This window comes from Janthinobacterium sp. SUN073 (assembly GCF_030397665.1).
Lineage (GTDB): Bacteria > Pseudomonadota > Gammaproteobacteria > Burkholderiales > Burkholderiaceae_D > Janthinobacterium.
On the sequence record NZ_JAPUBT010000001.1, the window covers coordinates 1,043,172 to 1,068,735 of the forward strand.

Below are 25,564 nucleotides of genomic sequence, written 5' to 3' on the forward strand. Positions count from 1 at the left end.
TCGCCTATGCATCAAGGCAAGTCAAACCGCTGCCCGGGCTAGCCGGACGGCGCCAGTGGCAGGCGTACTTCCACCAGCAAGCCCTGGCCGCCGCTGGCGCGGTGCAGCTGGATGGTGCCGCCATGCTGCTGCACCACGGAAGCGACGATGGCCAGGCCCAGGCCGCTGCCAGGCTGGGCCTGCTGCGGCGCACGGAAGAAGCGGTCAAACACGCGTTCATACAGGGCCGGCGCAATGCCCGGCCCCTGGTCCGCCACGTGCAGCACCGCCTGGCCCCGCTCGGCATGCAGCGACACCGTCACGCTGCCGCCATGCGGGCTGTACTTGATGGCGTTTTCCACCAGGTTGTCGATCAGCGATACCAGGCTCTCGCGCTGGCCCGGCACCTGCAGCGTGACGCTGGCTTGCAGCTCCAGCTCGATGCCGCCCACCTGCGCCAGGCCGGACAAGGCGGCCAACCGGTCTTGCAGCAGGATATCGAGCGCCTGTGGCGGCCGTTCGCCCGCCTGCGCCTGCACTTCGCTGCGCGTCAGCTGCAGCAACTGCCCCACCAGGCGCGCGGCGCGGTTGCCGCTGTTCAAAATTCCATCAAGCAATTCTTGCTGGCGCGGGTCGCTGGCCTGGGCCTGCAAGGCTTCGACATTCACACGCATGGCCGCCAATGGCGTGCGCAGCTCATGCGTGGCGTCGGCGATGAAGCTGCGTTCGCGCGCGGCGCTGGTGCCCACGCGTTGCAGCAGCGCATTGATATTGTCGACCAGCGCCGCCAGTTCGCCATGCGGTGGCTTGAAGGCCAGCGGGCGCAAATCCTGCGGCCCCCGCGCCGCCACCTCTTGCGCTACCTTGCGCCACGGGCGCATGGCCAGGCGGATCGACAGCCAGGCCGGTAGCAACAGGAAAGGCAGACTGATCAGTAACGGCAGCAGGTAATAGCCGTGTGAATTGATCGTGATGAAAAACTGCCATGGGCCGCCCACCTCCAGCACCGTCACGCGCGTGCGGCCCTCGGTCAGGCTGCGGCTGCGCCAGGCCTGGCCCTTGATGTACACCACTTCCATCTGCTCGGGGCCGGCGCTGCGGATACCGCTGGGCGCCTCCGGCGACTTGTAGACCAGCTCGCCGCCGCGCCACACCAGGATACGCGGTGCCAGTTCCGGCACTTGCCCCATTTCAAACTCCTCGCGCAGGGCTTCATCGATCATGCGCAAGCTGTGCTGCTGGCGGGCCGGCTGGTCGGCCAGGTTATCGGCCACGCTGATAATGGCGCGCAATACCCCGCGGCCCACATTACTGGCTTCGCCCGTCCCCTCGAACAGCACATAGGCCACGGCCAGGCTCCACAGCACCGTCAGCATCAGCATCTGCGCCATCATCAGGCGGCGCACCAGCGTGGGCCGGCGCAGCATGGCCCATACGTGGCCGATCATGCCGACGCGCCCGGTGCCGCAGGGGAATCGCCTTGCTGGTCGATGACATAGCCGACGCCACGCACGGTGCGGATATAGCCCTCGCCTATCTTGCGGCGCAAGTTACCCATATGCACATCCAGCGTATTGCTGGCGTTGGCCAGACCACCGGGCAGGATATGCTCTTCCAGCACGCGGCGCGTGATGACTCTGTTGGCGCGCATCAGCAGGGTTTTCAGCAGCGCATATTCGCTGGCCGTCAGTTCCACCGGCCGCCCCTGCACGCTGACCCGGCGCGTGGGCACCTGCAGCAGCAAGCCGCGCAGTTCGATGGTGTCGCCATCGAAGCCATAGCTGCGGCGGGCCAGTGCGCGCACGCGCGACAGCAGCTCGGCCAGCACGAAAGGCTTGACCAGGTAATCATCGGCGCCGCCATCGAGGCCGCGCAAGCGCTGCTCCAGCGTATCGCGGGCGCTCAGGATGAGCACCGGCAGACGCGCGGCGCGCAGCCGGGCCAGCAAGTCGAGGCCATCGCCGTCCGGCAAGCCCAGGTCCAGCAGCACCAGTTCGCAGCTGTCGTGCTCGATGCTGCGCGCCGCGTCTTCCAGGCTGCGCACCCACACCACTTGCATGCCCTGGTCGCGCAGGGCGATGCGCACGCCGTTGCCCAGGTCCATGTCGTCTTCAATCAGCAGTATTTTCATGGTGAGTATTAAACCACCGCAAGCTGAAGAATGGGTAAAGAAGCGCTCTTCATGCAATCTTAATAAAAGGCTCATTTCTCCTTCATGGCACAGGCCGATACTAGCCGCAGTCAATCGAGCCACTCCGGACTCGGTTCTCCACCTGACGGAAAACATCTTATGCAAGCAACTACTACCCTGTCCTCGACCCTGACACTGGCCAGCCTGCTTTTCATGCCTTTGTCCGCCCTGGCGGCCGAGCCAGCCTCCGGCAATGTCTTCACCATCGGTGGCGGCGTCGGCGCCGCCACCAGCTACTCGGGCGGCGACAAGATCCAGGCCTTGCCTGTCATCATCCTCGATTACGCCATGAGCAACGGCTTCTTCGCCAGTACCACGCGCGGCCTCGGCTATGGCGGCCAGGCCGGGCCCTTCAGCTACAGCGCCGCGCTCGGCTATCGTGGCGAGCGCGCCGACCACAAGCGCACGGGCGTCAATGGCATGGGCGGCAGCAACTACCTGAAGGGCATGGGTGCCGTCAAGGGCAACGCCAGCGCCCTGCTGGGGATGGGTTATTCGCCGCTGCCAGGCCTGCAGCTGAGCGTTTCGAGCGACATTCCCCTGACACAGCGCGACAATGGCGCCAATCTGCACCTGGGCGCCAGCGGCCAGATCTATGGCCGCAGCGACAGCAAGGGCCAGCAGCAGGACACCGTCAGCCTGAGCCTGCAAGCGGGCTGGGGCGAGAAAAAATATGTGCAGACCATGTACGGCGTGACGGCCGTCCAGGCCGCCAACACGGCGTTCAAGCGCTACACGCCCAAGGGTGGCTTCTATGAAGCGCAGGCCAGCGCCAGCTGGGAACACCGGATCGACGCGCGCTGGAGCGTCAACACCCTGGTCGGCGTGACGACCCTGCTGGGCGACGCCGGCAAGAGCCCCATCGTGCAGCGCAAGACCACGCCGATCGGCGCCGTCTACGCCACCTACCGTTATTGACCTCAGGCAAGGAAACGGCAAGCCACGCCTGCCGCCGCGCACGACAAAAAGCATGGCGCCCGCAATCCTGTTACGCTAAGTAATCCTCATGAAATTATTGTGAAGTTATGACGAACAGAACCGGATGCTATGCAAGGCGCCTGCTGCGACGCAGTGCGAGCACTGCTAGCAGCGGGCAACGCCGCAGAGCGCCGGTTATGGAAGTTAGAAATCACAATAATTTATTGGGGGTTACTTAGCACGACCGGTTGGCGCCTTGTTCACGCCTGGCGCTCACCGGTTCCCCCAACGTTTACCAGGAGGCATTCATGCGCGTAGACATCTACCGCCGGGCCGAGCACGACGACATTTTTTCCTACCTCGCCGTGCCGGAAGGAAAGATCATTCCTGAAGAGGTGACCAATACCGACTGGCAACTCGAAGTACGCGCCAGCGAAGTAGCCGACGATGCCGAGATCTTGCCGGACTACCATATCGAACAGCCGCACCAGCAGATCGCCGCCAAGGGTTATGCGATCACGGGCCTGAAAGACATGTAAACGAAAAAAGCCAAACCAGCATGTCTGCGGTTTGGCTTTATTGTATGCGCCGGACGGTGCCGGTCAGTATTCGACCGCCACCTCTTGCGCGCCCAGCATCTGCTCCAGCGCCATCTGCAATTCATCCGATGGCGCCACTTTCCACTCGTCCCCGAACTGCAGCACGCAACTGACGCCTTGCGGGCTGACCCGCGCAGCGATCGGCAAGCCCGTCTCGGCCCGGTGCGGCATGATCACGTCACGGATACGCTTGGCGTCCAGCGTGGCCGGCAAGGTCAGGCCCAGCTGGCGGCCATACTGCACGCGCGCGGCGATGATGTCGAAGGCGCTCTCGGCCGTGATACGCAAGCCACCCGAGAAACGGTCTTCCGACACCTTGCCCACGACGGCGAGGAATTCATCCTCCTTGAAGATTTTCCGGTTGGCGTCGAACAATTCGCCATATACGGTCACTTCCACCGTGCCGCTCTTGTCGTCCAGGGTAACGATGAGAATCTTGCCGCGCTGCGTCATCTGCGTGCGCAAGCCCGTGATGACGCCGGCCATCATGCGCGGTTCGCGCGACGGCGACAATTCAGACAGTTTCGTGCGCGCAAAACGGCGCGCCTCGGGCGCATACGAATCGAACAGATGGCCGGACAGGTAAAAGCCCAGGGCGATCTTTTCTTCCGTCAGGCGCTGCTTGTCACTCCACACGGGCACTTTGACGTACTCGGGCGGCGCCACCATGTCGCTGTCGTCGCCGCCGAACAGGCTCACCTGATTCGCCGCCTTGGCGGCCTGATCGGCGCATTCCATGGCGAACGCCACGGATGCGAGCAGGATGGCGCGGTCGACCTTCAGGCAGTCGAAGGCGCCGCTGCGTATCAGGGATTCGATGGTGCGACGGTTAATTTGCTTTTTATCAACACGTTTGCAGAAATCGAACAGGCTGGTGAAGGGTCCGCCCGCCTCGCGCGCGGCGATGATGGCTTCGATGGCGTTCTGGCCCGAGCCTTTCACGGCGCCCAGGCCATAGCGGATCTGCGTGACTTTCTTGCCGCTCACGGACGGCGCCGCGCCGCTCGGCGTGAAGCGGTAGTCCGATTCGTTGATATCTGGCGGCAACAAGGTCAGCTTGCAGATTTCCAGCGAGTCTTCCACCAGGATCTTGATCTTGTCCGTGTCGTCCATGGCCAGCGACAAGTTGGCGGCCATGAAGGCGGCCGTGTGGTGCGCCTTTAAATAGGCCGTGTGATACGACAGCAAGGCGTAAGCGGCGGCGTGCGATTTGTTAAAACCATAGCCGGCGAACTTTTCCATCAAGTCGAAGATCTCGTCGGCCTTGGCGGCCGTCAAGCCATCCTTGGCCGCACCCGCGCGGAAGATCTCGCGGTGCTCGGCCATCTCTTCGGCCTTCTTCTTGCCCATGGCGCGGCGCAGCATGTCGGCGCCGCCCAGCGAGTAGCCGCCGACGATCTGCGCCATCTGCATCACCTGCTCCTGATACACCATGATGCCGTAGGTTTCGGACAGAATCGCTTCCGTGCGCGGATCGGGATAATCGAAGCGTTCGCCGTGCTTGCGCTTGCAGAAGTCGGGAATCAGGTCCATCGGGCCCGGACGGTACAGGGCCACCAGCGCGATAATGTCTTCGAAACGGTCGGGACGGGCGTCTTTCAGCATACCCTGCATGCCGCGCGACTCCAGCTGGAACACAGCCACGGTCTTGGCCTTGGTCAACAGGTCGTAGGACGGCTTGTCGTTCAGCGGCAAGGTGGCCAGGTCGAAATCGGCTTGCGCGGGATCGAGCTGCTTGATGTAACGCACGGCGCGGTCGAGGATGGTGAGCGTGGTCAAGCCCAAGAAGTCGAACTTCACCAGGCCGACGGCCTCCACGTCATCCTTGTCGTACTGCGACACGACGCCCGAGTCGCCACCCTGCGTGTACAGCGGGCAAAAGTCCGTCAGCTTGCCGGGGGCGATCAGCACCCCCCCCGCGTGCATGCCGATATTGCGCGTGATGCCTTCGACTTGCTGCGCCAGCTCCAGCAACTGCTTGACCTCTTCCTCGTTTTCCAGGCGCTCCTTGAGCAGCGGCTCTTCCTCGATGGCGTCGGCGATCGACACGGGCTTGCCCGGCTTGAACGGGATCAGCTTCGAGATGCCGTCGCAGAAGTTGTAGCCGAAGTCCATCACGCGGCCCACGTCGCGGATCGCGCCTTTGGCCGCCATGGTACCGAAGGTGGCGATCTGCGAGACCGCCTCCTTGCCATACAAATCCTTGACGTGCTGGATGACGCGGTCACGCCCTTCCTGGCAAAAGTCGATATCGAAGTCGGGCATCGAGACGCGTTCGGGATTGAGAAAACGCTCGAACAGCAAGTTGTATTGCAATGGGTCCAGATCGGTAATCAGCAGCGAATACGCCACCAGCGAACCGGCACCCGAACCGCGGCCCGGGCCGACGGGCACGCCGTTTTCCTTGGCCCACTGGATAAACTCGGCCACGATGAGGAAGTAGCCGGGGAATTTCATGTTGCAAATCGTGTCCGTCTCGAATTTCAGGCGCGACTCGTAGCGCGGGCGCTCCTTTTCACGGCGCTCGGGATCGGGGTACAGCTGTAATAGCCGTTTTTCCAGGCCCGCCTGCGATTCGGCGACGAGGAACTCGTCGATCGTCATGCCGGGCGGCGTGGGGAAGTTCGGCAGTTGTGGCTTGCCCAGGGTCAAGGTCAGGTTGCAGCGCTTGGCGATTTCCACGGAATTGGCCAATGCGACCGGCAAGTCGGCGAACAATTCCGCCATGTCGGCCTGCGACAGGAAGCGCTGGCTGTCGTTGAAGCGCTTCACGCGCTTGGCGTTGGCCAGCATTTCGCCTTCGGCGATACAGGTGCGGGCTTCGTGGGCAATAAATTCTTCTGGAGAAATAAATTGCACGGGATGCGTGGCCACCACGGGTAAGCCCAGCTTGGCCGCCAGCGCCACCGCATGGCGCACCTGCGCTTCCTGGTTGGCCTGGCCGCCGCGCTGGATTTCGACATAGAAATGGCCGGGGAAAATCTCGGCCCAACGCTGGGCATTGCGTTCGGCCAGGGCCAGGTTGCCATTCTCGATAGCAATGCCAACATCGCCGAAATGCGCGCCGGACAGGGCGATCAAGCCATTCGCCGCGCTTTCGCCCGGGTACAGGTCGTAGGTATTCGTCGCCAGCGCCTGCAGCCACTCGATGCGCAGTTCCGCGCGTCCCTTGTACTGGTTGGTCAGCCAGGCCATCGACAGCAGTTCGCACAGTTGCAAATAGCCCATGCGATTCTTCGCCAGCAACAGCAAACGCGACGGTTTTTCGCGGTTGTCGTCATTCGTGATCCACACGTCGACGCCGACGATGGGCTTGATGCCCTTGCCGCGCGCTTCCTTGTAAAACTTGACCATGCCAAACAGGTTCGACAAGTCGGTGACGGCCAGCGCCACCTGCTTGTCCTTCGCCGCCGCCTTGACCACGTCGTCGATGCGCACCAGGCCATCGACGATCGAGTACTCCGAGTGCACGCGCAAGTGGACGAAGGCGGGACCGGGCTGTACCGCTTGCTGTGAACCTGCCGGAGCGCCGGCCTCTTGCATTACCATTTCCATCCTGTGTACCGTTTCGTGCAAAATTCAATGGGGTCTATTCTACCGCGTCGCGGCTACGGACCGGGTATCCTGGCTGGCCCGTCGGGCTTATAATATCGGCTGTTCAGTCCAAGCCGATCGCCATCATGCAAGCCATCACCCCAGCAACACCCGCCGTTTCCGCCGCCGTCAGCCCTCCGGCTTCCACCCTCGCCGCCACGTTTGTCAACATCGCCGCGTATAAATTCATTACGCTAGCCGATACGGAAGCCATGCGTCCCCTGTATCAGGAGCAATGCCTGGCGCTGGAACTGAAGGGCACCATCCTGCTGACGCCGGAAGGCATCAACATGTTCCTGTCGGGCACGCGCGAGCATATCGACAGCTTCCTCGCGTGGGTGCGCAGCGACGAGCGGCTGGCCGATCTGGAATGGAAGGAAAGCTTGTCGAACGAGCAATCGCACAAGCGCATGCTGGTCAAGCTGAAAAAAGAAATCATCACCATGCGCATGCCGCTGATCAAGCCGGAACTGGGTCGCGCGCCGTCCGTCGATGCGCACACGCTCAAGCGCTGGCTCGACGCCGGTGTGGACGACGCGGGCAAACCCGTGGTCATGATGGAAACGCGCAACGCCTTCGAAGTGGACGTGGGCACGTTCAACAACACGCTTGATTACCGTATCGACAAATTTACGGAATTCCCGGCCGTTGCCGCCGCGCACAAGGAAGAACTGGAAGGCAAGACCGTCGTCACCTTCTGCACGGGCGGCATCCGCTGCGAAAAGGCCGCCATCCACATGAAGGAAATCGGCTACGACAGCGTGTACCAGCTCGACGGCGGCATCCTGAAATATTTCGAGGAAGTGGGCGGCGAGCACTATACGGGCGACTGTTTCGTGTTCGACTACCGCACGGCCCTGAACCCGAAACTGGAACCGACGGAAACCGTGCAATGTTTCGTCTGCCGCGCCGTCGTCACGCCGCGCCAGCAACTGGCGCCGGAATACGTGTATGAGGTGTCATGCCCGCATTGCTACAAAGGTGACGAAAAATAAGAACCGGCGCCCCGCGCCTGCAGTAAACTGAAATGCCCATCCTGGCCATTACCTGCCAGGATGGGCATTTGCAATTGCGCCAGCACATTGCTGCACGTGGCGGTCATTGTGACAACATTTAGTCAGCCATATTCAAGCTGTTTGCCCGCCACCAGCTGCGGCCGAACACCAACAACGAGAAGAACGCCAGGCCGGCCAAAAAACCCGCCAGCAAGCTATTCGACAAGCGGCTGGTACGGCTTTCCGGCAAGGTTGGTCCCGCAATAAAGCGGCTCTTTTCCAGGTAGACGGCCGTGGCTTTCTGATTGTCGACAGTAATCGCATTGAAGACCTCCTTGACGGATTCATCATTCAAATCGCGCTTCTTGAAGACGTTTTCCTTGACCGATTCGAGCGAGCGCAAGACCGCTTCACCCGACTTGTTGCTATCGAGCGCAGCCTTGGCACCATCATAGTATTCGCGCAAGATGATATTTTGCTTTTGTTCGCGCTGCGCCTTGAGAATCGCTTCGTTTGCCATCAGGGCATCTACCTCGGTTGACATCAACTGCGTCGATGGGGACAGATAACGGGCACTATCCTCAGTCACGTTGACCACCTGGCGGGTTCCCTGCGCCGCTGCGTCAGGATAACGCGAAACAATTTTTCGCAGGGTATCGCCTTTACGGGCAAAGCTTTCCAACTTCTCTTTGTTGCTGATAATTTCGTTATCGAGCTTGGTAATCTTGCTGGTCAGATCCAGGTGCTTGGAACGCAAGAAGTCCGAATACACCAGGTAAATCACGCTATCCATCGTATAGCGACCCAGCAGGGCAACCATGCGTTGCGCATCCTGGGGCGTCGTCGCCTCGTAACTGATACGCAAACCGATGACATTGTTGCTGATATCCTTGGCCGTATCCATCAATTCCTTGGCATCGAGCTTGGTCATCGGATAAATCGGCTCCAGCAATTTGGAAAAATTGTCGCGCACGATCAGCGTACGGCGCAACTCTTGCACCGTAGGATCATTGTTCAGCTTGACTTGTTGCATATAGTCGTCAAAGCGACCACTGCTGCTTAATGCCGCCACATAGCGTTTATAGTCGCCCAGCGCGATACCCGGAGGTGGTTCCTTTTCCTTGTCCTTTTCCTTTTCCTTGTCTTTGTCATTGCTAACCAGTTCTTTTGGCACTGGTATCGCACCGCCAAACTGGTAGAAACCTTCGCTTTTGTACGTTGCCATATACAAGGTAAACAGCACGCACAATATCATCACGACTACTGTACCGCCCACGATCAATTTACGGCCTTTCCATAAAACGATCAGTATGTCCGTCAAAGAAAATTCAGGCGCACCTTGCTGCTCCGGCGCTTGTTTCATTTCTACCAGTTTGTCCATGATTCTTCTTTAAGTAATAAGTACATCAAAAATAAAACGATTGTCAGACCATCAGTCTGCATTGGCCTGGCGCGCCATCACCACGACCGGGCTATTGGATTGCGCAGTCCGCTGGGCATTCCAAACCCAGTCCTCGATGCCGCACTGCGGTTCATATTCGGTAACGATTTCCAGCAATAGCGTTCGTACGGCGACCTGATCGAACTGATCGCATGCCCTCGTCAATTCGCTGAGCATGCCTTCCAGCTTCGTCCAAGGGATTTCAGCCTCGCGCGCACGCATGATCAAAGGATGATCCGTGCCTTCAACATTGTCTCCAATCAACAACTCCTCATACAGCTTTTCGCCTGGACGCAAGCCGACGTGATGAATTTCGATGGTGCCATCGGGCGCCTGTTCACTTTTGACTTCCAGTCCGCTCAAATGCACCATGCGCTTGGCCAGGTCGACGATCTTGACGGGGTCACCCATATCCAGAACAAAGACATCGCCCCCCTGTCCCATGGCGCCCGCCTGCAGTACCAACTGCGCGGCCTCGGGAATCGTCATGAAATACCGCGTGATTTCCGGATGCGTGATGGTAATTGGCCCGCCCGCCATGATCTGTTTGCGGAACAAGGGCACAACCGACCCAGACGATCCCAGTACATTGCCAAAACGAACCATACAAAACCGCGTCTTGTCTTGTTTGCGGGCAAATGCCTGCAAAATCAGTTCTGCCAGTCGCTTGGTGGAACCCATGACATTGGTTGGACGAACCGCCTTGTCTGTAGAAATGAGGACAAAACGCTTCACCTGGGCATCGATCGCGGCACGCGCCATGCTCAGTGTTCCCAATGCATTGTTACGTATGCCTTCGATGGGATTATGTTCCACCAGGGGCACGTGTTTATACGCAGCGGCATGATACAAAGTTTCAACACGGAAAGTTCGCAGAATTCTTTCGCACTTGGCTGTTTCCAGCACTGATCCCAGGAATGGCAGCAGCTCCACCTCGACCCGCAGGGATTTTTTCAAACCCTGCAATTCCTGTTCGATGGAATACAAGGCAAATTCCGACATTTCATACAGAATCAGACAAGCGGGCCGTTGACGCAATATCTGGCGGCACAATTCCGAACCGATCGAACCGCCCGCCCCAGTCACCATCACCGTCTTGCCAGAAATACACATGGCCATCAAGTCCTGGTCTGGCTCCACCGCATCGCGCCCCAGCAAATCTTCGATTTCGATCTCGCGCAAATCCTGTACCTGCGTACTGGCCCGTATCAAGCTCTTGATCGGTGAAGTCACCAGCGTCTTGACTTTCAGCGGCTCCAGTTTTTCCAGAATACGGCGTTGCTGCGCCTTGCTCAGGGACGGCATGGCAAGCAGCACCTTGCTGATATCCTTGCTTGCCACTAAATCAGGTAAAACTTCGGGGGCATATACCCGTATCCCCCCGATACTTGCCCCATGCAATTCTTTCTTGTCATCAATCAAAGCGACTACCTTGTACTCGCCGGCATGGTTCAGGGCCTGTGCCAACTGATTGCCGGAAGCGCCAGCGCCATACACGACCACGCGAATGCCGTCCGCACGCCGGTTGGTGTACAAAAAGTACCCGCGTGCCAGAAAACGGCTGGCCGCCACATACATGATGGCGCACACCCAGAAGATGCCGAAGACGCCGCGCGACAAACCATTCATGCCGTTCAAAAACACCGCCATGGCCAGCAATACGGCCACGGTCAAACTGACGCCAAGCAAGACCACATACACTATCTTGTAGTCGATAAAGCGAATCACCGCACGGTACAGCCCCAATTTGATGAAAATAGGCAGTGAGACGAGCGGTGCCGCCAGGATCAGCCAAATGTAGGAATAAAACTGTGCATTGGCCAATCCATCGAAACGCAATGCAATCGCAATACAAAAAGTCAGCGGCAAGAAAAACAGATCGGCAAACGCCGCCACAATCTGTTTGTGAAACCGCGAAAAATTGAATATCGGCTTCATTCAATGCTTCCTTTCTCTGCAGCGGCTGGTGGCAATAGCAGGCAGCACCTGGCCTGCGCCATGATCGATACGCCATTGCCAGGCACAATCTGTGACAGACCGGACGAGATATTCATCAATGGGTTACTCCATCCCGGCGCACCACCTTCAGGAAAGTCAGGAACAGAATGCGCAGATCCAGTGCCAGCGAACGGCGCTGCAAATAGTCGACATCCAGTTTGACTTTGTCCACAATAGGCAACTCATCGCGCCCATTGATTTGCGCCCATCCGGTCAAGCCAGGCAAGATGCCATCGACACCGTGGCGGCTGCGCAGTTCGATCAGATCGTACTGGTTGAACAAGGCAGGACGTGGACCGACAAAGCTCATGTCACCCTTCAATATACTCCACAGTTGCGGCAATTCGTCGAGGCTGGACTTCCGCAAAAAGGAGCCTACGGGGGTCAGGAATTGCTTGGGGTCCGGTAACAAATGTGTCGCAACAGCGGGGGTATCGACACGCATTGTACGAAATTTCGGCATCTTGAAGATCTTGTTGTGCCGCCCGACACGATCAGACCAATACACGATGGGACCCGCGGACGTCAGCCGCACCATCAGGGCGACCAGGCCAATCGGAATAAGCAGCAACAACGACGCGATCAACGCCAATACCAAATCAAATACTCGTTTCATTCATCTTCCCTGATATGTATTCCCGTCCCGCGCGTTCGAGTGCCGCGCTACTATTGTATGGCGCGCGCCAGCCAAGAACGGACCTGGCTTTACTCGTATCGACCAGCAATTGCGCCGTCAATTTCGCATACATCTGTTTCTTCCCGCATAGCGTCGCCATGCCGCGCACCACGGCCGCAGGGATGGGCAATATGTACTGTTTCTTGCCCATGCCGCTACCTATGTGCCGGAAAATGTCTCCCAGCATTAAATTTTGCTCATCAGACACAAGAAATGTTTCTCCTGCAGCGGCGGGATGCGTGGCGCACACATGGAGGAAATCCACCAGATTCCAGATGCTCAACAAACTGCGCCGGGCGAGTATTCTACCAAAGGGCAATGGCAGGGATTTGGCGGCAAGCTTGAGCAACAAGGAAAAATTTCCTGGTGCGTCAGGACCGAAAACCAGCGTCGGCCGCACAATGACAAACTGCATCTCGGACGCAGGAATCAGCTCCCGTATCATTTGCTCCGCTTCATACTTGCTGATGGCATACAGGTCATGCGGAGCTGCCGCATCCTTTTCCGTAAACGGATGACCAGCGCTGGCATTGCCATTCACGCCGATCGAGCTGACAAAGACGAAGCGTTTGACGCCGCAACGCGCCGCGTCCGCGATCAAGTGCCGCGTCAGCTCCACATTTACCTTGCGAAACTCCGCCAACGGATCGGCTACTTCATCGTGCAGGACATGGGCACGCCCGGCAAGGTGAACGACGACATCGCAGCCCTCGAACACCCTGCTGTCGGGAGCCAGCGCAGCCAGATCCTGGACGACTTGCGTTATCTTGACCGGCTGCGTGCCCTTCGCACGCACGATCGCCCGCACCTGATGCTGCTGCTCGCTCAAATGGATGCATAACTGCCTGCCGATAAAACCATTGGCACCGGTCACAGCGATGTGGCTGGCTTCACCTTGATTATTTTGCACAATATAATTACCTGAAGAAAAACTACGCTGCCAGCTCACGCTGCCATGGGTGAATGGCTGTCTATCAATTGCGATACTTTCTGGACGCGTTCCAGGCATAGTTCACGAAATACCACGACGAAGCCAGGACTCCCAATTTTTCCAGATCGCGATAGGCGCGCCACACTTTCATGGCCGATTTGCTCTTGTTGCGAGAGAGAGATTGATTCACCACCCGGTAACGCATCAAATCTTCGCGCAAGCCATGCGCAACCAGCCCGCGCTTGAGCACGGTCAACCACAGGGCAAAATCATCGTAATAGGTACGCGTGATGGTCAATGGCCCTGTCTTCTCGCGATCGATGATGGCCGTGGAGGTGGCAATTGCCGTATTGCCCAGCAACTGCCGGTAAGTGAGGCTCAAGGGAATGGCAATCGGTTCGCCACAGCTCTCCCCATTCTCGGAAATACGCCGGAAACTGGTGTAGGACAAGGGGGCCGCCGTGCTTTCCATGAAAGCCAGCTGGCGCGTGAGCTTTTCCGGCAGCCATACATCGTCGCTATCGAGAAACGCAATATAGCGGCCGCTGGCAGCCTTCAATGCCGTTTCGCGCGCCACCGCCGCGCCACCGTTTTTTTCATGGCGAATCAGACGAATCCGCGCATCATCCGCAGCCAGGCGCTCGATGACAGCGCACGTATCATCTTTCGAACAATCATCGACGATCAACATTTCCCAGTGCGGGTAAGACTGGCTTTGCGCCGAACGTATCGTCGCCTCCACAAACCTGGCCGCGTTATAGGCCGGTGTGATGATCGATACCAGTTTATTATTTTCCATGCCACAAATCCCCTGTAGGTAACTTTTCACGCGCGCGGTCCAGCCAGCGCAAGCCAACGCGACGGCCGATGTCAATTTCCGGGCGTACAGGCCTTGCCTCATCGAATACAGCCAGCTGATCCCATTTCTTGTCCAGCATCTTGGCAACCACTTCCATTTCGCTACGGTCGTCGGCGGCGACTTCCGGATCATCGGCTTCGAGCCTGCCGGAACACAACGCACGCACGATCCTGTCGGCGTCGGCACCCGCAAAATAACGGTAGCGCGTAGGCGTCAGCGCTTCGACATAATCCGTGAATTGGGCAAAGCGGCGCGCCATCGTATAGCCGTAGCGCAAGGTACGGCGAATCACATCCAGTGGTTCATGCTGTTCCAATGCCTGCAGCTTGTGCAATTCGCTACGCTTGTCCAGATGCACGGCGATACCAGCCTCCTGATACGTGGAATGGCCCAGGCAGATAATCTTCTTGCCACAGGCACCCGCCTCAAACGCGGCGCTGCTGCCATTGACCAGCAAGATGTCACATTGCTGTATCAAGTCAAAGGTACTGGCTGTTTCACGTGCACCGATGCAGCGTATGCCCTGGCCTTTTGCCCAGTCCGCATAATAACGTTCGGAACTGGTGCCATCGGCGATGCCAATTTTTTCACTCCAGTTGGGATGGCAACGCAACACCACATTCGCCGCTGGAATACCCAGCGATGCCAGCACCAGTTCAAAGCCTTCCACGTAGCTATCCCAACCGCTTTCCTGTTCAGGATGTCCCTGAAACTCATTACGGCTGCTTGGCAGTATCAACACTTTGGGACCGGCAACGGCATCGGTCGGCCAATCGGCCTGGGTGGCATTCAGGTTGTAGGCACGCCATTCTTTCAGATTCGTGCGCACAAAGCGCGAGGCGATTAACTGGGCCGCCACGCCAGCCTGGCGCGCGGTCAACGGCACGTCACGGTACTGAGTATTCAGACGGTCGACGTCTTTCAAGGACAGACAATTAGCTTGTGGGATGAATTGCAACCCATCACTAAACCATGGCCGCTCCATCGTCAGGTAAGGAATGGCCAGTTGCTCGCACGCATAAGTGATGGCACGCGTGCCATCCATCCTGCCGTTAAAACAAATCACGCCTTCCAACTGATTGTTTTTGATCCATTGCGCGGCATTGCCAAACATCGTTTCGACGGGCTTGTAGAATGTTTCTCTTAGCGCCAGATAGTCCGGCAAATGCGTATCAGCCTCCGTTTCGGTACGCAGCAAAGTACATGCGCTCGATGAAGCCAATAAATTACGCTCGTCTTCGGACAAGTCGACGCGATGCTTGGCGCGCACCGAGGTGATGTGCGAAACCGGGAACGAACGGATGCCGCCTGCCATGCAAGTAGGACACTCCGCCAACTTGGAGGTTCCCTTCAAGGCCCGCCCATAACAATTGTCAAGCGCGCCGTCGCACGTCAGGAAGAACAATTCATGGCCGGCCTCCTTCAGCAGTGCCGACACATAATACAAATGTTCGACATGCGGCCGAAACGAATACAGGGAAACTAAACCTAAACGCATTTTTACACCTACTTTATTTTGTAATTCTGAATTTTGAAAACAATATGCCAAACATGACAAATTCGAACGCGATGAAGGGAAAACTCATCAGATCAGGGGCGAACAGCAACGGTGACAGGAACAGCACGGTATATACCGAAGAAATAAATCCAATTCGTAACAAGGACATTTCTTTCGCCCGTGCGAAGAAATTGGCGCAGCCTGTCAAGCCCCCCAGCAACAATGTTCCTGCGCACAACAAGAAATAACCACCATCATGGAACAACGCCCCAGGCAACGAGGGAAAGCGTCCCGCCAGGAACCAGTCAGTACTTTGTGGTCCCAGTATTCCCACCTTCGAGAGCAAGGTGCGCAAGTGATTAAACAGAATCAAGGGGTCGCCGTTATATTCCGCCTGATGCTGCAAATATTCGGCAAAAATGAAAATACTGTGGCACAGATAGGTGATAATCAACATGCCAAATGCAACAATGGAACCCAATATGGGAAATGCACTTTCCAGTTTTGCTGGCCATGCGAGCGTACCCAGTCCCATGTATTCCTGCATTCCTTCCATATATTCCGAAGCCGAAACACCATCGTGCGTAGCACTGGCACGCGACATGAACACGTAAAAAATATACATCGTCATCAGTGCTCCCAGCACCATTAATCCTGTCTTGGTTCTCGGTGACAGCGTGTACGCCTTACCGCCACGCTCCAGGCGCATGGCATAAAAAGCAAACGCAAATGTCAGAGCCAACAAGATGATGGTTCTACCGCCGGTAAGAATAGAATTGAGCATCACGAACAGGAACAGACTGCACAGAGTGATGCCTATCCTGGCATGGCTGAGAGAGGCAGGCTTGAGCATGATAGGCACCAGCGTCACCACAAAGCAGGTCGAAAAGGCATAGCCCATGACGCTGTACATTGACGATACACCCTCGCGCCCTTCGCCTAATTCACGCCACTCTTCCCTGGCTCGTGCCAACTCTCCGCTGTAATCGATATGCTGAATCTGAATCTTGTCAAACATGAGGGCCAACAATCCCAGCAAGGCGAGCAAGATGCTTACTTTCAAAATGCTGCGGGAGATACCTGTCGGAATTGCATATCGTTGCGTGTGATCATTACGAATATTCTTTTCCAGGAAATGGTGCGTCAACACGGCCACGAGCAAGGTCAACACAACGAACAGAATATCGAGCATCACCGCCTGGTGCATTTCCGAGGTCAGCGAGTAGGCAGGGGCGACTGCGACCAGAAAGAAATACAACAGCCAAATCCCAACAAATGCACGCAGACTATAAGACATAAGTTTGTTTCAATAAAAATAGGACAGCAAGGAACGGACTGTCGGTATTGCCGGCCAGGTTTTTCTTTCAGGCCAGAATCAGGAAGCCGCCCTGCGCCCGACGACAAACGCCAGCGACGCGTTGGCGAAGTAGTTTCCTGCGGCTAAAAACAGCGCCAACAGCGTAAAATTGTACGGATTCTGCATCCATGCAGTCCCATCCAAAGCAAAACGGCAATAGACGAAAGCCACCATAATCAAGATAAGCTGCGTCACCAGCAAACTCACATGGCGATGTGTAATGATCAAAAAGCTGGACCAGAAATCCGATACCCGAAACGCCGCCGCCGCCAACAAGGGGAGAAACAACGGCAAGGCATCCTGATACTGCCCATACCAGATGGGGATAGCCCAGGCTATCAATTTATTGGCGAGCAGTACAAGTACCAGTGCAGCGAGCAGCAGACCAACCGATACCAGCGCTGTCACGCGCAGCGCTTTCTGATCCGAACCAGCGACGCGCCGTTGTGCAATCAGCGGAAACAAGCCCGCATTCAAGAGCGCCTGCATCGACAGTGCCGCCACCAACGGTATCCATGCAAAGGAGTACAAGCCGAATTGCTTGGCGCTGAGGACATCAGCCGCCAGCCACCGGTCAACACTGGTACTCAAAAAGGATAACGTCGTGCCCAGCAACAGAATTGCCGCAACATGCCACTCCTTCTTTGTAAAGCCCGTCTTGCACAATCGAGCAAATACGGCCCAGGAAAAACCTATGCCTTGCAGCATCTTTTTCAACAAGGTAACGCTCAGCACGACGGTGACTAGCAGCTCGGCCAGCAAGATGTCCAGGGCACCACCGCCCAGCATGGCGACGCCACTGGCCACAACACAGCACAACACCGTTCTCAGCAATATCTGCAAGGAGTAAGGCACCATCTCCAGCCGGCTGCGACTATCGAGTACGATGAGCATGAAACTCTGTTGTGCCCAGCCATGAATGACGGCGATCAACAATGCCAACGCCGCCACATTGAGCGGCACATAACCAAACATCGGCGTTACGCACAGCAGCAGCGCCACCACCGACGTAATCATGCAGGCCTTGCCCAAAATGACCAGACCGCGTCGGTAGCGTTGACGGGCAAACATGGCCGGCAAGTCGCGCTGTGCCAATATCTGAAAACCACAGCTGCCGGCAACACAAAAAAATCCTGAGATTAGCAACAACTTCGACAGCAAGCCAAACTCGTCAACGCTAAGCAATCTGGCATAAATACCGATTCGAACAAAACCGATCAATGCGGCCAGACCGAGTATCGGTGTGTACTTCAGATGTGCAATCAGGCGCGCAGCCAAGGACTGAACGCCCCTAAAAGTTTTCAAAATTTCACTTCCGACATTTGTTTAAGCCGACGTGGCACATCTTGCCAGGACATGCGCACAATCGGCCAGTCATCACCGCGATCAGCATGTAGGGCCAATAGGTACTACAGATGCAATTCCTTCTTGAAATACTCGATGGTGCGCGTCAAGCCATCTTCCAGGTTGACCTTCGGCTCCCAACCCAGTTTTTCCTTGGCCAGCGCAATGTTTGGCTGACGCTGTTTCGGATCGTCCGACGGCAAGGGCTTGAAGACCAGCTTGCTGGTCGAACCCGTCAGCTTCAGGACCATTTCGGCCAATTCCAGCATCGTGTATTCACAAGGATTGCCGATATTCACAGGACCAGTGAAATCATCGGGCGAATTCATCATGCGAACCATTACATTGATCAAATCATCGACATAGCAGAAGCTGCGAGTCTGCTGGCCTTCGCCATAGATGGTGATGTCTTCGCCTCGAATTGCCTGCACAATAAAATTGCTGACGACGCGGCCATCGTTCGGATGCATGCGCGGGCCATAGGTATTGAAGATGCGCACCACTTTGATCAGCAAAGCGTGCTGACGCCAGTAATCGAAGAACAAGGTTTCAGCGCAGCGCTTGCCTTCATCGTAGCAACTACGGATACCCACCGGATTCACCCGGCCCCAGTACTCTTCCGGTTGCGGATGCACTTCCGGGTCGCCATACACTTCCGACGTCGATGCTTGCAGGATGCGCGCTTGCAGGCGCTTTGCCAGTCCCAGCATATTAATGGCGCCATGCACGCTGGTCTTCGTCGTTTGCACGGGATCGAACTGATAATGCACAGGCGAGGCCGGGCATGCCAGATTGTAAATTTGCTCAACTTCCACATACAGAGGGAAGGTGACGTCGTGGCGCATTACTTCGAAATACGGATTGGTCATCAAATGCGCGATGTTACGCTTGCTGCCTGTAAAGAAATTATCGACACACAACACATCATTACCAGTCCGGATCAATTCCTCGCACAAATGTGAACCAAGGAAACCGGCACCGCCGCTTACTAGAATTTTTTTCATCGCAATATGCTTTTAAAAGTTTGCCTATTCGGCAGGTTTGGCGGTCAAGCGCCCATCTCAATCTGTGGCGCTGCGGCTATGCCCGGCGGCCAATCGGGAAATACTCAAAACCATGCGCCAGCACCATCGCCGGGTCGTAAATATTACGACCGTCGAAAATCACCGGTGTCCTCAATTTGTCTTTAATTACAGCAAAATCAGGGCTACGGAATTCTTTCCATTCAGTCACGATCACCAAGGCATCGGCATCATCCAGGGCACCCAAATGCGATTCCGCAAAGGTGATGCCGTCTTGCCCGGCATAAATCCGCTTGGCTTCATGCAGGGACACCGGATCGTAGGCGCTCACCACGGCACCGGCCGCCAGCAAATCGGCGATCAGCTCCCGGCTTGGCGCCTCACGCATGTCATCCGTATTCGGCTTGAAGGCCAGGCCCCATATGGCGAAATGCATGCCCTTCAGGGAGGCGCCAAAACGAGCCTTGATCTTTTTGGTCAGCACATGCTTTTGGGCGTTGTTGACTGACTCCACAGCATTCAATATCTGCAAATCCTGCTGGTGCTCCTTGGCGGTGCCGATGAGCGCCTTCACATCTTTGGGGAAACAGGAACCGCCGTAGCCGCAGCCGGGATACAGGAAGTGATAACCGATGCGGGGATCGGACCCCATGCCCAAGCGCACCGACTCGATATCGGCACCGAGACGCTCGGACAAGTCAGCCAGTTCGTTCATAAAGGAAATACGCGTGGCCAGCATCGCGTTCGCTGCATACTTGGTCAGTTCAGCCGACTTCACATCCATGATGATCAGGCGCTCGTGATTGCGCTGGAACGGCGCATACAACTCACGCATCAAATGGATAGCCTGCTCATCATCGGCGCCGACGACGATGCGGTCAGGACGCATGAAATCGTCGATGGCAGCGCCTTCCTTCAAGAATTCCGGATTGGACACGACACTGCAAGCGATATCGACAGAACGCAATGCCAATTCTTCTGCAACCACAGCAGCCACCTTGCTGGCCGTGCCTACCGGCACAGTCGATTTATCGACAATCACCTTGTAGCCCTGCATGTGCTGACCAATGCTGCGCGCTGCCGCAAGCACATACTTCAGATCGGCCGAGCCATCTTCATCTGGAGGCGTACCGACAGCAATAAATTGCAGCGCAGCATGATCAACAGCCTTCTTGACATCGGTGGTGAACTGCAGACGGCCGGCGGCGATGTTGCGCTGTACCATTTCCAGCAGATGCGGCTCAAAAATAGGAATGCCACCTTCATTCAGGATACGGATCTTTTCCGCATCCAGGTCCAGGCACAGCACATTGTTGCCGACTTCCGCAAAACAGGTACCGCTGACCAAGCCAACATAACCCGTGCCTATGACAGTCACATTCATAATATTACTCTTTTAAAAATCTGATACTTTATTGATGGATAATGGCTATCTCGCCTGATTCACGCCCGCTAACAGAGGCAGGCATCAGGGCCATTCGAGCATGGGGAGCGCGACGCCTAACCGATCAGGTCCCAGGACAAAGCTGTACCGCGCGGCACATCGCTGGTCACGCACTTGCCCAGGAAAACGTCCATGAATTTGGTGGGCAGTCCCAGGCCAGGACGGATGGCACGCAGATTTTCCCGCGTCAACATCTCGCCGGCCTTGATATCTTGCGAAACATATAGCGAACGACGGAATTGCAGCGATTTCATCTCGGCCGCGGTGGGACCGTAAGCAACATGTCCCAGCGCTTGCCAGGCACGCTCGGTTTCCACCACCAACTGCGCCATTTCAGCCGGTTCCATCGAGAAGGTGCTATCGACGCCGCCATCGGCACGACTCAAGGTGAAGTGTTTTTCCACCACGCTGGCGCCCAGCGCCACGCTGGCCACCGACACGCCCACACCCATGGTGTGATCGGACAGGCCGACTTCGCAGCCGAATAATTCACGCAAGTGAGGAATCGTCAGAATATTCGTATTCGCGGCGGTGGCAGGATAAGTGCTGGTGCATTTGAGCAGGATCAAATCGCGGCAACCGGCCTCGCGCGCCGCGCGTACAGTTTCGTCGAGCTCGGCAACGGTTGCCATGCCGGTGGAAATAATCACAGGCTTGCCAGTGGCTGCCACGCGGCGTATCAGCGGCAAGTCGGTATTTTCAAACGAGGCAATCTTGTAGCAGTCCATGTCCAGCGTTTCCAGGAAGTCGACTGCCGTGTCGTCAAACGGTGTGCTGAACGGAATCATGCCAAGTTCACGCGCGCGCTTGAAGATAGGCGCGTGCCATTCCCAGGGCGTGTACGCTTCACCGTACAGCTTGTAGAGCGACGTGCCGGCCCAGAGGCTATTCGGATCACTGATGTGAAATTCCCGCTCATTCAGATCCAAAGTCATGGTATCTGGCGTATACGTCTGAATTTTCAGGGCATGCGCACCTGTTCTGGCCGCAGCCTCAACAATTTCCAGCGCGCGTTCCAGCGATTGATTGTGATTCCCGGACATTTCCGCGATCACGAATGGGGGATGGTTTTTGCCGATCAGGCGATTGCCGATTTTTATCGAATCAGTCATATTTTTAGTTCACCTTCTTAAAATAGCATGTGGAATCCCTGACATACGATGCAGCCAGGAACAGGCGGTGCGAAGGCTGGTTATCGCCCAGCACTTCGGCCCGTATTATCTTGATATCGGAACGCGCCGTACGCAGCCATTGCTCGGCACTTGCCAGCAATTCCGCACCCAAACCCCGTCGCTGCATACCGGGAACCAGGTAAATCGATACTTCGGCGCCATCGTCATGTACATCAAACCGCACCACGCCTGCAGCATAGCCGTCGGCGTGATAACCAATCAGCAAAATACGCTGCGCATCGTTTAACACAGCATCAAACCAGCGTTGATGATTCTCCGCCGTGATCGGCGCCGTATTGCGCGACACAGCACGGATTGCATCATCGTTACGCCAGGCCATCACGGCCGCCGAATCCCCAGCAGTGGCAAGGCGCAATGTGATGGCATTGCTCCCCATCAGACGGGCCACGCGCGCAGCACCGCGGCCATCGACAATCTCGAGACTGCGGCGCGAGAGGAAATTACGCAAACCCGGATTATCCAGCAATGCCAGATAATGGCGCAAGAAGGTCTCTTCCAAGGTATCGCCAAGCTCGATTCGCGGAGCATAAATGAAGCCGGCACGTGCCGCGTCATCGACCAGTTGCCGCTGATTTTCCGCGACGCAAACAGTCAATGCCGGCAGACCAAGGCAGCAACGCTCCCAAGTGGCGGTACCACCTGCCCCCATCGCCAAATCGGCTTGCGCCATCAATTCGGCCATGCGCGAGGTTTGCACGTGGCATTCATAGCCATGTTGCATACAGCTGGCTTCGATCGCCGCACGCGCCGGGTGTTGCGCACCAATCACGACATCGACCTGCACCTCCGGCCTGGCGGCACGTGCCAGAGCGGCAATGGCAGGCGCCGTGTAGTTGTCGGCATCTATGCCGCCGAAGAACACCAGGACGCGCTGCACAGCGGCATCGCGCGGCGTGACTCGGGCTTGCTGCACCACGAACTCCTGGCGCAGCAAGGCATAGGCCGGGCCCAGGAGTTTCTTGCACGACAACGGCAACAAATGATCGTAGCGCTGCTGCATGCCCAGATAAAAATTCTGGTCCAGCAAAATATCGCAGTCATGCCGGCGATCAGCAAGATCGTCGACGACCATAATCGTGTTCGCGAATGACCTCGCCGCACCTTCCCACTGCTCATCCAGCGCGTAATGGTCGACGATCAGGCAGTCATGTACCGGCCTGTGTGACAACACCTCGCGCACGTCCGCAATTTCTTGCTCCAGGGACACACCCAGCCAGGAAAAATGCGCAAGCTCACTGGCCGCGACCGCCATGCCATCCACCGGCGCGGGCAAGGCAATCACCTCGAACTTATGCGACAGCAGCCAGTTGATATAGTTACCGGGTAATGTTCGGCAAATAAAGGTGACTGTTGCGCCACGCGACCGGAGTTCTTCCGCCAGGGTCGCACAGCGCATGACGTGACCGCTCCCCATCTGTACGGAAGCATCGACGCGAATGACAACGGAGCTGCTCATCGCACCTTGAACAAGGGTTCCAAGGGTTTGCAGCGCAGCAAACCTTCCAACGTCCCATCCTTGACGGCGGCAACCAGCATCGGCACCACTTCTTCATACGCCGCGAACAGCTTCTCGAGATCGCTGTCGCTATGGCTGTAATTGACGTTATGGGTACCGAAAGTCAGAATTCCGCGCGCCAACATTTCTTGCATGAACAAGGTCTTGATATGCCATTGCGTGTACGGAGCAGCATCCTTGATCAGCACGAAACTCCAGCTCGGATGGCCGGCAACGCTCATGATGTGTTGCGCCGCATTCGCCTCGATGATGGCGTTCAGGCGATCGAGAATTTTCTGGCCCTGCTTCTGGATCGTCGCCACGACAGGTTCGCGCTGCAATTTTTCCATCGTTGCCAACGCCGCTGCCAGCGACAGCGTTTCGCCACCGAAGGTGAACGAGAAGAAAATTTCCTCCATCAGCTTCATGACATCGGCGCGGCCGGCCACGGCCGATACCGGATAGCCATTCGCCAGACCCTTGCCGAACGTCGCGAGGTCGGGCGTGACGCCAAACAGCTCTTGCGCGCCGCCATTGGCGTAGCGGAAACCTGTGATGGTTTCATCAAAGATCAGCAGCGCACCGTGCTTGTGGGCCAGCTCCTTGACGCCCTCGAGGAAACCTTCCTTTGGTGCGTACACATTCATCGGCTCGAGGATCACGGCCGAGATCTGCTCGGGGAAGTCGGCAAACAGCTTTTCCAGCGATGCCAGGTCGTTGTACGCAAAGGTATGCGTCAGTTCGCGCGTGGCAACGGGAACGCCGCGGTTGCGCGCGGTCGAACCGATGTACCAGTCCTGCCAGCCGTGGTAGCCGCACACGGCCACATGTTCGCGGTTGGTGTAGGCGCGCGCCAGGCGGATGGCGCCGGAGGTGGCATCGGAACCATTCTTGCCAAAACGCACCATCTCGGCGCAAGGCACGATTTCGCAGATTTTTTCCGCGACCTGCATTTCAATCTGGTGCGGCAGGCTGAAAATGACGCCCTCGTCCAATTGCGCCTTGACCGCATTGGTCACGTCCTCGTCGTTGTAGCCGAGCGTGATCGACGCCAGGCTGCTGATGAAGTCGATGTATTCATTGCCATCCACATCCCATACATGGCTACCCTTGCCGCGTTGAATAAAATACGGCGAAACACCCAATGGAAACTGGGTTTTGCTCTTGCTGAAAGTCTGCGAGCCGAGCGGGATCGTTTTAAGGGCGCGTTCCAATAACTCTTCAGAGCGTTGATAGCGTGTAGACATATTAGTTCTCTATGGTGGGGGGGGTAGTCGGTACGGCATCGGCGTCGAGCGATTTCTGATATCCCTCGTTACGTCCATGCATGGTGTTCCAATTTACTAATTCGGGGCGCTGCTCCAGCAGGGACAGGACATCCTGCATTGAAAACCGCGTGTTTTTCCGATACAGCGCGTCATAAATCATGGAGACCAGCTCGAAATCCTTCGGCTCATCCACCGTCCAGCGCAAATGCGACAAATCCGTGGTGTGACGGTACACGCCCACCTTATAGCGCCCGGTTTGCTGGTGAATGAACGGCGTGACATGCTCGCGCTGCGACGGCAGACGCGCTTCGCGCCACGCCTCATCCAGGCAAGAGGCACGGAAAATTTCCACATCGAGGCCATCCGGATAGGTGGCCTCGACGCTATTGCTGACGTAGTCGTAGCCGCCAGCCAGATAAAACGCGATGACCTCGTCGATCAACGTCGGGTCGGTCAGCGGACAATCGGCCGTCAGTCGTACGATATGCTCGGGCGCAAACGTTTGCGCCGCCTGGTGAAAACGCTCCAGCACGTCGTTCAGATCACCCCTGAAGCAAGCGATGCCGTTGGCCACGCACAATGCTTCAATCGCATCATCCGACGCTTCACGGCTCGTTGCCACCAGCAATTGGTCGATCTGGCGCACGTCGCGCAAACGCTCGATCTGGCGCAGCAGCATCGGCTCGCCCAGCAAAGGCTTGAGCACCTTGCCTGGCAGCCGCGACGATGAAACACGGGCTTGCAATATTGCCAATATCATGA

General features: G+C 57.0%; 21 protein-coding genes. 4 read left to right on the plus strand and 17 right to left on the minus strand.

Translation table 11 applies throughout. The features are described from left to right. Window positions 1-38: 38 nt before the first annotated feature. Both O0882_RS04725 and O0882_RS04730 read right to left on the minus strand, forming a co-directional pair. Window positions 39-1,427, minus strand: a complete 1,389-nt coding sequence (locus O0882_RS04725) for an ATP-binding protein (protein WP_289945747.1) — start codon at window positions 1,425-1,427, stop codon at window positions 39-41. Then, window positions 1,424-2,110, minus strand: a complete 687-nt coding sequence (locus tag O0882_RS04730; protein WP_219888349.1) for a response regulator — start codon at window positions 2,108-2,110, stop codon at window positions 1,424-1,426. The genes O0882_RS04725 and O0882_RS04730 overlap by 4 nt, the downstream gene beginning before the upstream one ends. A gap of 159 nt (window positions 2,111-2,269) precedes the next feature. Between O0882_RS04730 and O0882_RS04735 the strand changes: the two genes are divergently transcribed. Together O0882_RS04735 and O0882_RS04740 are read left to right on the plus strand one after the other, a co-directional pair. Further along, the gene (locus O0882_RS04735) at window positions 2,270-3,088 is read left to right on the plus strand and encodes a MipA/OmpV family protein (protein ID WP_289945749.1); all 819 of its coding nucleotides are present in this window, start codon (window positions 2,270-2,272) and stop codon (window positions 3,086-3,088) included. A 308-nt stretch (window positions 3,089-3,396) separates the two neighbouring features. Beyond that, window positions 3,397-3,627, plus strand: coding sequence for a DUF6139 family protein (locus O0882_RS04740; protein ID WP_289945751.1), 231 nt, complete (start codon window positions 3,397-3,399; stop codon window positions 3,625-3,627). A 63-nt stretch (window positions 3,628-3,690) separates the two neighbouring features. Here O0882_RS04740 and dnaE read toward each other — a convergent pair whose 3' ends face one another. Continuing rightward, the gene (gene dnaE, locus O0882_RS04745) at window positions 3,691-7,230 is read right to left on the minus strand and encodes a DNA polymerase III subunit alpha (protein WP_289945752.1); all 3,540 of its coding nucleotides are present in this window, start codon (window positions 7,228-7,230) and stop codon (window positions 3,691-3,693) included. A gap of 137 nt (window positions 7,231-7,367) precedes the next feature. Between dnaE and O0882_RS04750 the strand changes: the two genes are divergently transcribed. Continuing rightward, complete coding sequence (locus O0882_RS04750; protein ID WP_289945755.1) at window positions 7,368-8,276, plus strand: sulfurtransferase; 909 nt, start codon at window positions 7,368-7,370, stop codon at window positions 8,274-8,276. Window positions 8,277-8,394: 118 nt separating this feature from the next. Here the strand turns inward: O0882_RS04750 and O0882_RS04755 are convergent, their stop codons facing one another. From O0882_RS04755 to pseI, 11 genes are all read right to left on the minus strand, one after another. Next, window positions 8,395-9,657 carry a lipopolysaccharide biosynthesis protein gene (locus tag O0882_RS04755; protein ID WP_289945756.1) on the minus strand — a complete coding sequence of 421 codons (1,263 nt, stop codon included), beginning with the start codon at window positions 9,655-9,657 and terminating at the stop codon, window positions 8,395-8,397. 51 nt (window positions 9,658-9,708) lie between these two features. Next, on the minus strand, window positions 9,709-11,655 hold the full coding sequence (locus O0882_RS04760) for a nucleoside-diphosphate sugar epimerase/dehydratase (RefSeq protein WP_289945757.1): 1,947 nt from the start codon (window positions 11,653-11,655) through the stop codon (window positions 9,709-9,711). Window positions 11,656-11,770: 115 nt separating this feature from the next. Further along, complete coding sequence (locus tag O0882_RS04765) at window positions 11,771-12,331, minus strand: sugar transferase (RefSeq protein ID WP_289945758.1); 561 nt, start codon at window positions 12,329-12,331, stop codon at window positions 11,771-11,773. Further along, the gene (locus O0882_RS04770) at window positions 12,315-13,340 is read right to left on the minus strand and encodes an NAD-dependent epimerase/dehydratase family protein (RefSeq protein ID WP_289945759.1); all 1,026 of its coding nucleotides are present in this window, start codon (window positions 13,338-13,340) and stop codon (window positions 12,315-12,317) included. Before O0882_RS04770 ends, O0882_RS04765 begins: the two co-directional genes overlap by 17 nt. 25 nt (window positions 13,341-13,365) lie before the next feature. After that, on the minus strand, window positions 13,366-14,121 hold the full coding sequence (locus tag O0882_RS04775) for a glycosyltransferase family 2 protein (protein ID WP_289945760.1): 756 nt from the start codon (window positions 14,119-14,121) through the stop codon (window positions 13,366-13,368). Continuing rightward, window positions 14,111-15,679: a hypothetical protein gene (locus O0882_RS04780; protein WP_289945762.1), complete on the minus strand. Its 1,569-nt coding sequence runs from the start codon at window positions 15,677-15,679 to the stop codon at window positions 14,111-14,113. The genes O0882_RS04775 and O0882_RS04780 overlap by 11 nt, the downstream gene beginning before the upstream one ends. 13 nt (window positions 15,680-15,692) lie before the next feature. Further along, window positions 15,693-16,976 (minus strand): O-antigen polysaccharide polymerase Wzy, encoded by a 1,284-nt coding sequence (wzy, locus tag O0882_RS04785; protein WP_289945764.1) that lies wholly within the window; start codon window positions 16,974-16,976, stop codon window positions 15,693-15,695. 78 nt (window positions 16,977-17,054) lie between these two features. Then, complete coding sequence (locus O0882_RS04790; protein WP_289945766.1) at window positions 17,055-18,314, minus strand: hypothetical protein; 1,260 nt, start codon at window positions 18,312-18,314, stop codon at window positions 17,055-17,057. A 131-nt stretch (window positions 18,315-18,445) separates the two neighbouring features. Further along, entirely contained in the window at window positions 18,446-19,384 is a 939-nt protein-coding gene (locus O0882_RS04795) for a UDP-glucuronic acid decarboxylase family protein (RefSeq protein WP_287775145.1), read from the minus strand. Between the two features lie 76 nt (window positions 19,385-19,460). After that, on the minus strand, window positions 19,461-20,786 hold the full coding sequence (locus tag O0882_RS04800; RefSeq protein ID WP_289945771.1) for a UDP-glucose/GDP-mannose dehydrogenase family protein: 1,326 nt from the start codon (window positions 20,784-20,786) through the stop codon (window positions 19,461-19,463). 116 nt (window positions 20,787-20,902) lie between these two features. After that, window positions 20,903-21,889, minus strand: a complete 987-nt coding sequence (gene pseI / locus O0882_RS04805) for a pseudaminic acid synthase (RefSeq protein ID WP_289946832.1) — start codon at window positions 21,887-21,889, stop codon at window positions 20,903-20,905. Here pseI and O0882_RS04810 point away from each other — a divergent pair. Further along, a complete protein-coding gene (locus tag O0882_RS04810) occupies window positions 21,815-21,979 on the plus strand; it encodes a hypothetical protein (RefSeq protein WP_289946895.1) in 165 nt (54 codons plus the stop codon). The two genes, pseI and O0882_RS04810, sit on opposite strands and share 75 nt — an antisense overlap. Here O0882_RS04810 and pseG read toward each other — a convergent pair. The 3 genes from pseG to O0882_RS04825 are packed head-to-tail and all read right to left on the minus strand — an operon-like array spanning window position 21,963 to window position 25,562. After that, entirely contained in the window at window positions 21,963-23,495 is a 1,533-nt protein-coding gene (gene pseG / locus O0882_RS04815; RefSeq protein WP_289945774.1) for a UDP-2,4-diacetamido-2,4,6-trideoxy-beta-L-altropyranose hydrolase, read from the minus strand. The two genes, O0882_RS04810 and pseG, sit on opposite strands and share 17 nt — an antisense overlap. Continuing rightward, entirely contained in the window at window positions 23,492-24,781 is a 1,290-nt protein-coding gene (locus O0882_RS04820) for an aminotransferase class III-fold pyridoxal phosphate-dependent enzyme (protein WP_289945776.1), read from the minus strand. Before O0882_RS04820 ends, pseG begins: the two co-directional genes overlap by 4 nt. Before the next feature lies 1 nt (window position 24,782). After that, a complete protein-coding gene (locus O0882_RS04825) occupies window positions 24,783-25,562 on the minus strand; it encodes a glycosyltransferase family protein (protein WP_289945777.1) in 780 nt (259 codons plus the stop codon). Window positions 25,563-25,564 lie beyond the last annotated feature (2 nt).